This is a genomic window from Blautia hydrogenotrophica DSM 10507, assembly GCF_034356035.1.
GTDB classification, from domain to species: Bacteria; Bacillota; Clostridia; order Lachnospirales; family Lachnospiraceae; genus Blautia_A; species Blautia_A hydrogenotrophica.
The window spans coordinates 649,009-661,813 of the sequence record NZ_CP136423.1; the positions used below are offsets into that span (position 1 = coordinate 649,009).

General features: G+C 50.8%; 19 protein-coding genes. All 19 read left to right on the plus strand.

All coding sequences use genetic code 11. The annotated features are described in order from the left end of the window. Positions 1 to 49 precede the first annotated feature (49 nt). Positions 50 to 511 carry a hypothetical protein gene (locus BLHYD_RS03090; RefSeq protein ID WP_005947585.1) on the plus strand — a complete coding sequence of 154 codons (462 nt, stop codon included), beginning with the start codon at positions 50 to 52 and terminating at the stop codon, positions 509 to 511. A gap of 213 nt (positions 512 to 724) precedes the next feature. Further along, the gene (locus tag BLHYD_RS17400; protein WP_462804527.1) at positions 725 to 970 is read left to right on the plus strand and encodes an HNH endonuclease; all 246 of its coding nucleotides are present in this window, start codon (positions 725 to 727) and stop codon (positions 968 to 970) included. 123 nt (positions 971 to 1,093) lie between these two features. Next, entirely contained in the window at positions 1,094 to 1,633 is a 540-nt protein-coding gene (locus BLHYD_RS03100; protein ID WP_005947589.1) for a P27 family phage terminase small subunit, read from the plus strand. Then, the gene (locus BLHYD_RS03105) at positions 1,634 to 1,792 is read left to right on the plus strand and encodes a hypothetical protein (RefSeq protein ID WP_005947591.1); all 159 of its coding nucleotides are present in this window, start codon (positions 1,634 to 1,636) and stop codon (positions 1,790 to 1,792) included. Then, positions 1,792 to 3,045, plus strand: coding sequence for a site-specific DNA-methyltransferase (locus BLHYD_RS03110; protein WP_005947593.1), 1,254 nt, complete (start codon positions 1,792 to 1,794; stop codon positions 3,043 to 3,045). The genes BLHYD_RS03105 and BLHYD_RS03110 overlap by 1 nt, the downstream gene beginning before the upstream one ends. A gap of 187 nt (positions 3,046 to 3,232) precedes the next feature. Then, positions 3,233 to 4,075 carry a virulence protein gene (locus BLHYD_RS03115; protein WP_330361123.1) on the plus strand — a complete coding sequence of 281 codons (843 nt, stop codon included), beginning with the start codon at positions 3,233 to 3,235 and terminating at the stop codon, positions 4,073 to 4,075. Beyond that, positions 4,059 to 4,277 (plus strand): DUF4314 domain-containing protein, encoded by a 219-nt coding sequence (locus BLHYD_RS03120; RefSeq protein ID WP_040350460.1) that lies wholly within the window; start codon positions 4,059 to 4,061, stop codon positions 4,275 to 4,277. Before BLHYD_RS03115 ends, BLHYD_RS03120 begins: the two co-directional genes overlap by 17 nt. Before the next feature lie 189 nt (positions 4,278 to 4,466). Next, complete coding sequence (locus BLHYD_RS03125) at positions 4,467 to 5,417, plus strand: amidoligase family protein (RefSeq protein ID WP_040350461.1); 951 nt, start codon at positions 4,467 to 4,469, stop codon at positions 5,415 to 5,417. Positions 5,418 to 5,517: 100 nt separating this feature from the next. Next, the gene (locus tag BLHYD_RS03130) at positions 5,518 to 5,991 is read left to right on the plus strand and encodes a gamma-glutamylcyclotransferase family protein (RefSeq protein WP_005947600.1); all 474 of its coding nucleotides are present in this window, start codon (positions 5,518 to 5,520) and stop codon (positions 5,989 to 5,991) included. Continuing rightward, positions 5,978 to 6,184, plus strand: a complete 207-nt coding sequence (locus BLHYD_RS03135) for a hypothetical protein (protein WP_260784479.1) — start codon at positions 5,978 to 5,980, stop codon at positions 6,182 to 6,184. The genes BLHYD_RS03130 and BLHYD_RS03135 overlap by 14 nt, the downstream gene beginning before the upstream one ends. Next, on the plus strand, positions 6,181 to 6,465 hold the full coding sequence (locus BLHYD_RS03140; RefSeq protein ID WP_004605778.1) for a hypothetical protein: 285 nt from the start codon (positions 6,181 to 6,183) through the stop codon (positions 6,463 to 6,465). Before BLHYD_RS03135 ends, BLHYD_RS03140 begins: the two co-directional genes overlap by 4 nt. A 126-nt stretch (positions 6,466 to 6,591) precedes the next feature. Beyond that, positions 6,592 to 6,897 (plus strand): DUF6329 domain-containing protein, encoded by a 306-nt coding sequence (locus tag BLHYD_RS03145; protein ID WP_242648386.1) that lies wholly within the window; start codon positions 6,592 to 6,594, stop codon positions 6,895 to 6,897. Positions 6,898 to 6,951: 54 nt separating this feature from the next. After that, positions 6,952 to 7,185 carry a hypothetical protein gene (locus BLHYD_RS03150; protein ID WP_005947608.1) on the plus strand — a complete coding sequence of 78 codons (234 nt, stop codon included), beginning with the start codon at positions 6,952 to 6,954 and terminating at the stop codon, positions 7,183 to 7,185. A gap of 121 nt (positions 7,186 to 7,306) precedes the next feature. Further along, positions 7,307 to 7,456 carry a hypothetical protein gene (locus tag BLHYD_RS03155; protein WP_154648383.1) on the plus strand — a complete coding sequence of 50 codons (150 nt, stop codon included), beginning with the start codon at positions 7,307 to 7,309 and terminating at the stop codon, positions 7,454 to 7,456. Beyond that, complete coding sequence (locus BLHYD_RS03160; RefSeq protein ID WP_040350462.1) at positions 7,413 to 9,020, plus strand: terminase large subunit; 1,608 nt, start codon at positions 7,413 to 7,415, stop codon at positions 9,018 to 9,020. The genes BLHYD_RS03155 and BLHYD_RS03160 overlap by 44 nt, the downstream gene beginning before the upstream one ends. Positions 9,021 to 9,122: 102 nt before the next feature. Then, complete coding sequence (locus BLHYD_RS03165; RefSeq protein WP_005947612.1) at positions 9,123 to 9,419, plus strand: hypothetical protein; 297 nt, start codon at positions 9,123 to 9,125, stop codon at positions 9,417 to 9,419. A gap of 86 nt (positions 9,420 to 9,505) precedes the next feature. Beyond that, a complete protein-coding gene (locus BLHYD_RS03170) occupies positions 9,506 to 10,873 on the plus strand; it encodes a phage portal protein (protein ID WP_005947614.1) in 1,368 nt (455 codons plus the stop codon). Then, positions 10,770 to 11,510, plus strand: a complete 741-nt coding sequence (locus BLHYD_RS03175; protein ID WP_081447125.1) for a head maturation protease, ClpP-related — start codon at positions 10,770 to 10,772, stop codon at positions 11,508 to 11,510. The genes BLHYD_RS03170 and BLHYD_RS03175 overlap by 104 nt, the downstream gene beginning before the upstream one ends. A gap of 14 nt (positions 11,511 to 11,524) precedes the next feature. Next, entirely contained in the window at positions 11,525 to 12,733 is a 1,209-nt protein-coding gene (locus BLHYD_RS03180) for a phage major capsid protein (RefSeq protein WP_005947617.1), read from the plus strand. Positions 12,734 to 12,805: the final 72 nt, after the last annotated feature.

Sequence of the window (12,805 nt, forward strand, 5' to 3'; positions counted from 1 at the left end):
TGTGAAAATCCGGGGGAAATAAAAAAATCTTTGATTGGAGGTACCGGGTATGAGCATTATCTGGAAGTATCTTGATAAACGGTCGGCCGCTGTGGACGCATTGAAGGATTACGGCAGCATGAAATTTATTATCGGCCACACGGATGACGAGATTAAAAGCGCTTATGAGAAGATGGAAGGTGTCAGCAGCCCGCAGTTTGACGGGATGCCCCACAGTCATAATCCGCAGGCTTCAGAGGACAGAATTGTCAAGGGCATTGAGGAGATCGATGTTTTGAAGGAGCGTTACCGGCAGGCGGTAGAATACATGGCGTGGTTCGTCCCAGCCTGGGAAGAACTGACGGAGGATGAACGGTATGTGCTGGAAGCGTTCTATAGTGAGGACAATCAGTACGGAAGTAATGCCGCTGACGATGTGGCAGACTATTTCCAGATTGAACGGGCTTCCGCTTACCGCAGGAAGAACCGGGCGCTGGAGCGTCTGACCATCCTACTGTTTGGGAAAGCCTGATGTCCACTTTGTGAGATGAAGTTCCCAGTTGGACATGGTACGATAGTAACATCGAAAACTGCATAAAGACATCCAGCCTCATGGGAGAAATCCTGTGGGGCTTTCTTTATGTCTGGAGGAGGTGAGCCGATGCCAAGGAAACCAAAGCGGCCGTGTTCCTACCCCGGCTGTCCCAAGCTGACGGACGGCAGGTTTTGTGAGTAACATCAGAAGCTGGAGAATCAACGGTACGAAAAGTACGGCCGGGCATGGAAACGCATCCGTGACCGGTACATGAATGCACACCCGCTTTGTGAGCGGTGCCAACGGGAAGGCAGGCTCGTCAAGGCAGAGCAGGTGCATCATATTAAGCCTCTTGCAGAGGGTGGTGATCATAGCGAAACGAATCTTATGTCCTTATGTTCTTCCTGTCATGCAAAAATCCATGCAGAACGTGGGGACCGCTGGCACAATCACTAAAGCCCCAGGGGTGGTCAAAATCTCTACGGCTCTGCCCCGTGGGAACGGGCGCGGGGTCAAACGCGCAAAAATAGAAAATCAAACGGGGTATTAACCCCTTTCGTGAATTGAGGTGAGGAAACCATGGCGAAAGACGGTACGAACAGGGGCGGTGCGCGGGTCGGCTCTGGCAGAAAACCCAAGGCACTGGCGGATAAGATCAGCAAAGGTACATCTGCCATGGTCATGGAGCTGCCGGAGCCGCCTGCATTTGAGGGTGCGGATGTACCGCCCATCAAAGAATATCTGAAAGCGAGACAGAAAAACGGCAAGGACCTCTGTACGGCGGAGGTGTATGAGGAAACATGGAAATGGCTGAAGGAGCGTGGTTGTGACAGGCTGGTCAATTCCCAGCTTGTGGAGCAGTACGCCATGTCGGTGAGCCGATGGATACAGTGCGAGGAATGTATTTCTGAGTATGGTTTCCTGGCAAAGCATCCCACCACAGGAAATGCGATTGCTTCCCCTTATGTCTCCATGAGCCAGACGTATATGAAACAGGTCAACCAGATCTGGTATCAGATTTACCAGATTGTCAAGGAAAACTGCTCGGTGGAGTTTAGCGGCAATACCCCGCAGGATGATGTGATGGAGCGGCTGTTAAGGACGCGGAAAGGAATGTAGATGAAAACAGAACTAACACAGTTTTTGGATACGCTGAAATACAATAAAAAGAATCTGACCCGTCAGCAGTATCGCACTATCCGTGGCCAGGCGTTGAAAGGTGATGTGATGGATGCCAGAAAAGGGCTCCAGAAGGTACTGAAACGGAGGTGTGGCTGATGGGAAAGACAACAACGGAGATGCAGCTTGTGCCATTGGGAAAGCTGGTGCCCTATATTAATAATGCCCGGACACACTCGCCGGAGCAGCTTACCAAGCTGCGCTCGTCTCTGCGGGAGTTTGGGTTTATCAATCCTGTCATCATTGACCGGGACTATAACATCATTGCGGGGCACGGCCGGGTACTGGCGGCGAAGGAAGAAGGCATTATGGAAGTCCCTTGTGTGTTTGTGGATTATCTTACTGAGGCACAGAAGAAAGCCTATATCCTGGCGGACAACCGTATGGCATTAGATGCCGGATGGGACGAGGAACTGCTACGGATTGAGATTGAGTCTTTGCAGGGTGAGGATTTTGATGTGTCCCTGACTGGCTTTGAGGAACAAGAACTGGCGGATCTGTTTGCTATAGAAGGCGACAAGGCGGCAAAGGATGATGATTTTGAACTGTCTGCTGCACTGGAGAAAGCGTCTTTTGTAGAGCGGGGCGATCTGTGGATCGTGGGCAGGCACCGGCTGTTGTGTGGAGACGCTACCCGGACGGAGGATGTGGAAAGACTGATGGACGGGAAAAAAGCCAACCTGGTCGTAACCGATCCTCCCTATGGTGTTTCCTTCAAAAGTTCAGATGGTCTGACTATCCAGAACGACAGTATGAAGGATGAGGAATTTTACACCTTCCTTCTGACGGCATTTCAGTGCATGGCGGAGCATCTGGAGAACGGCGGCTCCGCTTATGTGTTCCATGCGGATACGGAAGGACTAAACTTCAGGAAGGCATTCATTGACATCGGGTTTCACCTGGCGGGTGTGTGCATTTGGGTAAAGAACAGCCTCGTGCTTGGCCGCAGCGATTACCAGTGGCAGCATGAGCCTGTTCTTTTTGGATGGAAGAAAGGCGGCAAACACTCCTGGTACTCCGACCGCAGGCAGACCACCATCTGGAACTATGACAAACCGAAGCGGAACAAGAACCATCCGACTTCCAAACCGCTGGATCTGTTGGGGTATCCCATCTGTAATTCCTCCCAAGAGAACGCTATCGTTCTGGATACCTTTGGTGGCAGCGGCTCCACGCTGATGGCCTGTGAGCAGTTAAACCGGATCTGCCATATGATGGAACTGGATGAGAAGTATGCTTCCGTTATTCTGCGCCGATATGTGGAAGATACCGGGGATAAAGAGAATGTATATGTGATCCGTGGGGATGAGCAGATCCCCTACTCCGCACTGGTGAAGGAAGTGGAGGTGTGATGGATACTATATATATCCATAGTAGGAAGTCCGGCATCTCCCACAGAGATACACTGTAATTTAGGTGTTGTGTACTACTTACAATTTCCAGATGATATGTTGTGACATATTTTGTGTTGAATTTGCTTGCTATTTCTGACCTTCAGAGTGATTAATGTAGTACCGAAACAAAAGGAGGTACATGGACATGAAAATTGAATTTCACAGAACCGGAGCAGAAAGAAAAGCATTGGTAACGGCTCTGGCTGAGATTTTAGAGACCAGACCAAAATACAAAGGAATGCCGAGCGCAGCCTATGAGGTTGGGAATTTTACAGTGACGAAGGATGGCACTTTGGAATTTGACGACACTCTTGATGATGCAATACTGGAAAATCTTCTGGAGCGGCTGGCCGATTACGGAATTGTTGCGGCATCGCCGGAAATGGCACAGGCTTGGTTTGACGCAAGGGCGGCGGAATTATCCGAAGAAAGCGGAACTGAACCGCAGGAGGAAAACGTGGGGCTTACCGTGGAAATTCCGCTCGACAAAGTGGCAGTGGGAAACCTCACCAAGCTGCTGGATGCCAAAGGGAATTTGATACGGAAAGCCCTGGGTATCACCGACCTTCGCATCGAGGTGCTGGACGACCGGGTGGCATTCCCCTGGTTTTCTCAGGTGGATGCAGACTCCGCAGCCGCCTACACCCACTTCATTTCTGCTCTCTGCGAGATGAGCAAGAATGCAAAGCGAGTAACAGCAACCGAGAAGCCAGTGGATAATGAGAAATACGCTTTCCGGTGTTTTCTTCTGCGGCTTGGATTTATTGGGGCTGAGTACAAGATGGAGCGAAAAATCCTTTTGAAGAACCTTTCTGGGAATTCGGCATTTAAAACCAAGGTAGACGTTCTTCAGCCAGAACCGGTACCATCCGCTATGTATGTGGCTGCCGATGAGAACCCCGATCTGACGGAGGCTTTACTGGACGAGATATTAATCCAACAGGTCAATCGTGAGATGGAGGATGATAGAAATGAAATTTCCGAGTAGAGAAATTGTGGAGCGTGTCCGTAGAGAATACCCCACAGGAACACGGGTGGAATTGATACGGATGGATGATCCACAAGCGCCACCCACCGGAACAAGAGGGACAGTGACAGGGGTGGACGATACTGCCTCCATTATGGTCCGATGGGATAACGGTAACGGCCTCCATGTAGTTTACGGGGAGGATGAATGCCGAAAACTGTAACTTTGAGCGTATGTCCGATGGGGAAATTTTTGTGGATTTATAAGGACAGGGCGGTATAAATTACACAATTTCTACCCCAGATCCTTGCGTAATATATGCCTTCAAATTGACTTGCTATTATCCTCTTTTAGAGCGAATATGTGTACACCGAAAGGGAAAACACACAAAACGAAAACGGAGGATTACACCATGAATGAGAAAATCGCAAGGCAGATTGAGGAAATGAAAAAACAGACCATCGGGGTTGAGGTAGAGATGAACAACATTACAAGGGAAAAAGCGGCAAAGATAGCAGCCAGGTTCTTTGGAACCGGTAGGTATGAAAACACAGCACGGCGTAACGGATACTGCACCTGGTCGGCCTGGGACACACAGAATCGCGAATGGAAGTTCCAGAAGGACGTCAGCATTGCAGGGCCGGAAAGTGAGGAGTGTGAACTGGTTACCCCGATCCTGACTTATGCGGATATGGCAACCCTTCAGGAACTGATCCGGCAGCTTCGGCACGCAGGCGCAAAGAGCGATGCCTCCAGAGGCTGCGGAGTCCACATCCACATCGGAGCCAAAGGGCATACGCCGCAGACCCTCCGCAACCTTGCGAATATTATGGCAAGCCATGAGAGCCTGATCGCAGATGCGCTGAACCTCGACCGGGGGCGGATGAGACGATACTGCCGGACGGTTGATCCCCGATTTTTGGAAACCCTGAACCGGAAGAAGCCGAAGACCATGTCAGCACTGGCAGACATCTGGTACACTTCCCACGGGGAGGATTACGGGAGAAACCACCATTATAACGGTAGCCGATACCATATGCTCAACTATCATGCGACTTTCACAAAAGGGACCATTGAATTCCGGCTTTTCCAATTTGACGAGCCTACTGCAGAACGTCGGGGCGGACTTCATGCCGGACAGCTTAAGAGTTACATCCAGCTTTGCCTGGCTCTCAGCCAGATGGCAAAGACAGTAAAAAACGCAAGCCCCAAACCTCAGCAGAATGAGAATCCAAAATATGCCATGAGGACTTGGCTCCTCCGGCTTGGATTTATCGGGGACGAGTTCAAAACTGCAAGGGAGATCCTGACAAAGAGACTGGCTGGCGATACAGCTTTTAGAAACGGCAGAGCCGCCGCTTGAAGGAACCGCAGGAGTTAGCCTCCTGCCACCTTTCCCCTGGCCGCTTCGGCGGTCTTAAGGTGGTAGAAGGGTAACCCCTTCGGAAAGGACGGATACCAGAATGAAAAAAAGATACTACATCGCTTATGGCAGCAATTTAAATATCCGACAGATGCGGATGCGCTGCCCTTCTGCAAGGATCATTGGGACTTCTGAGATCCCAGATTATGAGCTACTTTTTAAAGGCAGCCGCACCGGCTCCTATCTGACTATTGAGCCGAAAAAAGGCAGCCGGGTTCCGGTGGCAGCCTGGGAAGTGACTGTGGAGGATGAGCAGGCCCTCGACCGATATGAGGGTTTCCCCACATTTTATTACAAGACGGAAATGAAGCTGCCCATTAAAGGAATCCGGAGCGGTAGAATACGGATGAGAAACACCTTTGTGTACATCATGCATGAGAACCGGCCCTTCGGTGTGCCGAGCCGATTTTATATGGCCACCTGCCTGGAAGGTTACCGGAGTTTTGGATTTGATGAAACGTATTTACTTGATGCCATAAAAACCAGCAGGAGGATGAGCCATGAAAGAAAATAATATTACCAGGATTAAGATATGTCCGCAGTGCGGAAAACCATACCATGATGTTCCAGCAATTTCCAGAATGGATAACGAAACGCTGATCTGCCCGGACTGCGGCACCAGGGAGGCACTGGAAAGTATCGATGTTGATCAGACAGAACAGGAGGAAATCCTCGCCATTATTCATCGGACCAGGAGGGGATTATGAAACGAGAGATGTTAAAAGGCATCTGGGAAGATGCGGCTGAAAAATTCGAAAATAGTTTTGCTCCAGATATCCTTGGATATTGGTATTCTCGTTATTGTGGTGGTGAAATGATTGATTTGAAGGAAGTTCTGGAAGATGTGCAACAGGAATGTCCATCTATTCTAAGAATACAACTTAATCCATATGCGGCGATTCTGAAAACAGAAGAAGGTAATCTGAGAATTCGATATTGGAAGAAAGGAAGATTGATCGGGCACTCATATTTTCCGGAGAAAATATAGGATAAAATACACAGTTTCTTGGAAAATGATTGTGTAGATTATGCTCCGAAATAACTTGATAATATCCGCATTCAGAGCGAATATGTGTACTACCAAAAGGAAAACAAAGGAAACGGAGGTACACAGATGAGAGGATATTTTGCAAGAAAGCCGGAAACGTTGGAGGATCTGGAAAGAGCAAAGGGATGGGGCGAGGCCCAGGAGATCCGGGTAGTCGCAGAGGTTACATTATCTAAAAAAGAATACGATAGATTCCGGGAAGACCTTATGGAGGATTATGGATTTATCAGCCAGCATACGCAGAAAACCGGAGTGAAAGATGGGCAGTTTTTATGCATCCTTGTTAGGAAAGCCGGAACGAAGCATACGGCAATCGCCGTGGAGAGCGATGGCTACGATTATGCCAGATACGCAGCGTTGGTACGGATTTAAAAGAACTGGTACTTTAAGCGCAGATGGGTGGATAAACAAAGGAGGCATCGGTTTATGAAACTTAGATTATTTAAGGTGACTTACAGGGAATGGAACCATACTTTTTCCGGTAAGAATTGGAGAGAAATGCTTGCAGTCGGCAGGGATGCGGAGGATGCGATTTCCAGGGCAAGAAAAGAAGCAGATAAGGATGCGACAGACTTTGAGGCTTGGGAGATCACAAACATTATGGGATATAAAATTGCAGTCGGGGAAAAGGTTCTCCAAAAGAAAGCAAATAAAAAATAGAATTCTTTCATAATTGAATATTCCAGAGTACGGAAGCCGCCAGGCTTCTGTATCTCTTTGCAATCGATTGACGGCTTGCCACAGGGCAGGCCATTTTTATGCCCAGTAGGAGGTGTGGTAAATGGCAAAATTCTTGATTGACCGGACGCAGCTCCCCTATGATGCCATGGTGGCAGATCCGTCCTGGCTGGGAGTGGTTGAAGAAGAAAAGAAAGGGGATGCCGCCGATGGCGATACGGAAACTGAAGAAATACAGACCAACGAAGTTTAAGGCAAAAGACTCCGTATACAGCCAGGAGATGGCAGACTATGCGGTGGCTTTTATTGAGTGCCTCTGCCATACCAAAGGCACCTGGGCGGGAAAGCCCTTTGAACTGATCGACTGGCAGGAACAGATCATCCGGGATCTTTTTGGAACGCTGAAACCCAATGGGTACCGGCAGTTCAATACGGCCTACATTGAGATCCCGAAGAAACAGGGAAAATCAGAACTAGCAGCGGCTGTGGCTCTGCTGTTGTGCTGTGGGGACGGGGAGGAACGGGCCGAGGTATATGGCTGTGCCGCCGACCGGCAGCAGGCGTCCATTGTCTTTGAGGTTGCGGCCGATATGGTGCGGATGTGTCCGGCTCTTTCCAAACGGGTGAAGATCCTGGCATCACAGAAACGGATCATCTACCAGCCGACCAATTCCTTTTACCAGGTGCTGTCAGCGGAGGCGTATTCCAAGCATGGGTTTAATATCCACGGTGTGGTCTTTGATGAGCTGCATACCCAGCCGAACCGGAAACTTTTTGATGTCATGACAAAGGGCTCCGGGGATGCCAGGATGCAGCCCTTGTATTTTCTGATCACGACAGCGGGAACGGATACCAACTCGATCTGTTATGAGACACACCAGAAAGCGAAAGACATCCTGGAAGGCCGGAAGATTGACCCGACCTTTTATCCTGTGATCTATGGGGCGGAAGAATCTGATGACTGGACAGACCCGAAGGTGTGGAAGAAGGCAAATCCTTCGTTGGATATTACAGTTGGCATCGACAAGGTGAAGGCTGCCTGTGAATCGGCCAAGCAGAACCCAGGGGAAGAAAACTCCTTCCGGCAGCTTCGTCTGAACCAGTGGGTAAAACAGGCAGTGCGTTGGATGCCAATGGAGAAGTGGGATGCCTGTGCATTTCCCGTTTCTGAGGATGACCTGGAAGGTAGGATTTGTTATGGCGGTCTGGATCTTTCTTCCACTACGGATATCACTGCGTTTGTGCTGGTGTTCCCTCCGGAGGATGAAGATGACAAATACTGTGTTCTTCCCTATTTCTGGGTGCCGGAGGAAACGCTGGAGCTGCGTGTGCGCAGAGATCATGTTCCCTATGATGTATGGGAGCGGCAGGGATACCTGCAGACTACGGAAGGAAATGTGGTGCATTACGGATATATTGAGAAGTTCATTGAAAGTCTGGAGGAACGGTTTAATATCCGTGAGATTGCCTTTGACCGCTGGGGAGCCGTGCAGATGGTGCAGAACCTGGAGGGCATGGGCTTTACGGTGGTTCCCTTTGGGCAGGGATTTAAGGATATGTCCCCTCCTACCAAAGAACTGATGAAGCTGACGCTGGAGCAGCGGATCGCCCATGGCGGGCATCCGGTGCTGCGTTGGATGATGGATAACATCTATATCCGCACAGACCCGGCGGGAAATATTAAAGCGGATAAGGAAAAATCTACAGAGAAGATTGACGGAGCTGTTGCCACCATTATGGCTTTGGACCGTGCAATCCGCTGTGGAAATGATAAAAGTGCTTCGGTGTATGACAGCCGGGGCCTTTTGTTTCTCTAAGGGTTGTTGCTATTTACCGGTCTGTGCCCGATATCTTTGGTAGTATCTAGTATGGCTATTTTGCAGGAAATCCTTTATCCTTGCTGGTAAAGGAGGTGGCACATGGACAGTGAAGATTTTAAGGCAATGCTTGTGACAGAACGGATGCAGATGCACTACGGGGAATTCCGAAAGGAAAATCCGGCAGAACCGGCAAAGATCCATCGGAAAGATCGGATCGAACGTGCATTTGAGCGTGTCGTAGAAAAGTTAGATACAGAGAGCCAGAAAATCTTAAGGGACTATATCAATGCAATCAGTGCAGACCTGTCGAAAGAAAATGAGTTATTCTATCGGGCGGGAGTCCGGGATGGCGTCAATTTGGATCGTCTGGTAAAAGAAATGAAGGAAAGCAAATAAACAGAACAAGCAGTACAAGGAGAACACCCGTCAGAAATGGCAGGTGTTTTTCTTATGCTCTTTTTGAGATTGGATGGTGATTAGAAATGGGATTACTTTCAGGACTTTTTCGTTCCAGAGATAAACCTCAGAACCGTACCTCCGGCAGTGCCTATAGCTTTTTCTTCGGGGGAAGTTCTGCAGGCAAGCGGGTCAATGAACGGTCTGCCATGCAGATGACGGCCGTCTATGCCTGTGTGCGTATTCTCTCAGAGGCCATCGCCGGTCTGCCACTTCATCTGTACCGGTATAAGGAGGATGGAGGTAAGGAAAAGGCTCTGGATCATTCGTTATACAGGCTGCTCCATGATGAACCGAACCCGGAGATGAGTTCTTTCGTATTCCGGGAGACGCTGATGACGCATCTGCTCCTGTGGGGCAATGCTTATGCACAGATCATTCGCAATGGAAAGGGAGAAGTGATTGCTCTCTATCCTTTGATGCCAGATCGGATGACAGTGGACCGGGATGGGAATGGGCAGTTGTATTACGAGTACACCGTCAGCATGGATGATGCGCCTACGGTAAAAGGAAGCGTTGTCCGTCTGAAGCCTTCCGATGTGCTGCATATCCCAGGACTGGGGTTTGACGGTCTGGTGGGATATTCGCCGATTGCTATGGCTAAGAACGCCATTGGCATGACGATTGCCTGTGAGGAGTACGGAGCGAAGTTCTTTGCCAACGGTGCGGCTCCTGGCGGCGTCTTGGAGCATCCGGGGACCATCAAAGATCCACAGCGTGTCCGGGAAAGCTGGCAGTCCACCTTCGGCGGCAGCGGCAACAGCAATAAGATTGCTGTCTTAGAAGAGGGCATGAAATACACGCCCATCGGCATCTCTCCGGAACAGGCGCAGTTTCTGGAGACAAGGAAGTTCCAGATTAACGAGATCGCCCGTATTTTCCGAGTGCCGCCTCACATGGTAGGCGACCTGGAAAAATCCAGCTTCTCCAACATCGAGCAGCAGTCGCTGGAGTTCGTGAAATACACGCTGGAACCCTGGCTGGTGCGCTGGGAGCAGTCCATTCAGCGAACGCTCTTTTCCCCAGAGGAAAAGAAACAATATTTTGCCAAATTCAACGTGGAAGGATTGCTCCGGGGCGACTATGCAAGCCGCATGACCGGCTATGCCACAGCAAGGCAGAACGGCTGGATGAGCGCCAATGACATCCGGGAACTGGAGAACATGGACCGTATCCCCGCCGAGGAGGGCGGAGATCTGTACCTGATCAATGGCAATATGCTCCCGCTTGGAAACGCCGGGGCTTTTGCAAATACCGAAGTTAGCGATGACGGAAAGGAGGAAGATTCCGATGAAGAAGTTCTGGAAGTGGAAGAACCAGGCGGAGACGGAAACGGCTCCGGTAGCGAGGACGCTGTTCTTGAACGGCACCATCGCCGAGGAAAGCTGGTTTGACGATGACGTGACGCCGCAGCTTTTCAAAGAGGAGCTGATGGCAGGCTCCGGCGATATTACCGTCTGGATCAACAGCCCCGGCGGGGACTGCGTGGCGGCCGCCCAGATCTATAACATGCTGATGGACTATCCGCACAATGTCACAGTCAAGATTGACGGCATCGCGGCATCCGCTGCAAGCGTGATCGCTATGGCTGGGACCCGTGTGTTGGTATCGCCGGTGTCCATGATGATGATCCACAATCCTATGACTGTGGCCATGGGCGATACCGCAGAGATGCAGAAGGCCATCGAGATGCTTGGGAGCGTGAAGGATTCCATCATCAACGCCTATGAGATCAAGACCGGGCTATCCCGCGCCAAGCTGTCCCATCTGATGGACGCGGAGACCTGGATGGACGCAGGCAAGGCGGTAGAGCTTGGCTTTGCCGACGGCGTCTTAAGCCGGGCGGAGATCCCGGAGGACATAGAGCCGCCTGCGGTATCCATGCTGTATTCCAAAGCGGCTGTGGTCAATTCCCTCATGGATAAGATCGCAGCCAAGTGCAGGACCAACCCGAAGAAAACTGAAAATCCCAACCCCACGGGCCGCTCTGTAGACAGTCTCTACGAGCGGCTCAATCTTTTGAAACATTAAGGAGGATAACGACTATGACGATTTTGGAACTGCGCGAGAAGCGCGCCAAAGCATGGGAAGCCACGAAAGCCTTTCTGGATTCCCACAGAAACGATAAGGGCGTCCTGTCCGCTGAGGATGACGCCGCCTATACCCGCATGGAGCAGGAGATCACCGACCTGGGCAAGGAGATCGACCGTTTGGAACGTCAGGAGGCGCTGGAGGCGGAATTGAACCGTCCGGTGAACAAGCCCCTGACGGGAAAGCCCATGAATGGCAAGGAAGATACTAAGACCGGCCGTGCGGCGGATGAGTATCGCCAGAACTTCTGGAACATGATGCGTTCCAAAGCGCCCATGCCCACAGTGCTGAACGCGCTGCAGATCGGTACAGACTCCGAGGGCGGCTATCTGGTGCCGGATGAATATGAGCGTACTTTGGTGGAGGCGCTGGAGGAAGAGAATGTATTCCGTCAGCTTGCCAAGGTGATCCAGACCTCCAGCGGTGACCGGAAGATCCCCGTAGTGGCGTCCAAGGGGACTGCATCCTGGATTGACGAGGAAGGAGTCTATACCGAGAGCGATGACTCCTTTGCGCAGGTATCTATTGGAGCCTACAAGCTGGGCACGATGATTAAGGTTTCCGAGGAACTGTTAAACGACAGTGTGTTTGACCTGGAGTCCTATATTGCCAGGGAGTTTGCGAGAAGGATCGGAGCCAAAGAGGAGGAAGCCTTCTTTACCGGGGACGGTACCGGAAAGCCGCTGGGCATCCTGACTGCCTCCGGCGGTGCGGAGACCGGTGTGACAGCTGCATCCGCCACTGCGGTGACAGCGGATGAACTGATGGATCTGTTCTACTCTCTGAAATCCCCGTACCGTAAAAATGCGGTATGGGTTTTGAATGACTCTACCATCAAAGCCATCCGTAAGCTGAAGGATAACAACGGCCAGTATCTGTGGCAGCCATCTCTGGTATCCGGTACGCCGGACACAATCCTTGGCCGACCGGTAAAAACCTCTGCCTATATGCCTGTTATTGCGGCTGGGGCGAAAACCATCGCTTTTGGCGATTTCTCTTATTACTGGATCGCAGACCGCCAGGGGCGTTCCTTTAAGCGTCTGAATGAACTGTATGCGGCAAACGGACAGGTCGGTTTCCTTGGCTCCCAGAGAGTGGACGGCAAGATGATTCTGCCGGAGGCTGTGAAGGTGCTGGTACAGAAGGCCGGATCTGCAGGTTAAGGATACAGATAGCAGTGGAAGGGCGTGAAGATAGCATCCACGATCTTCCTCCCTGTTATGGGCTTTAGCCTG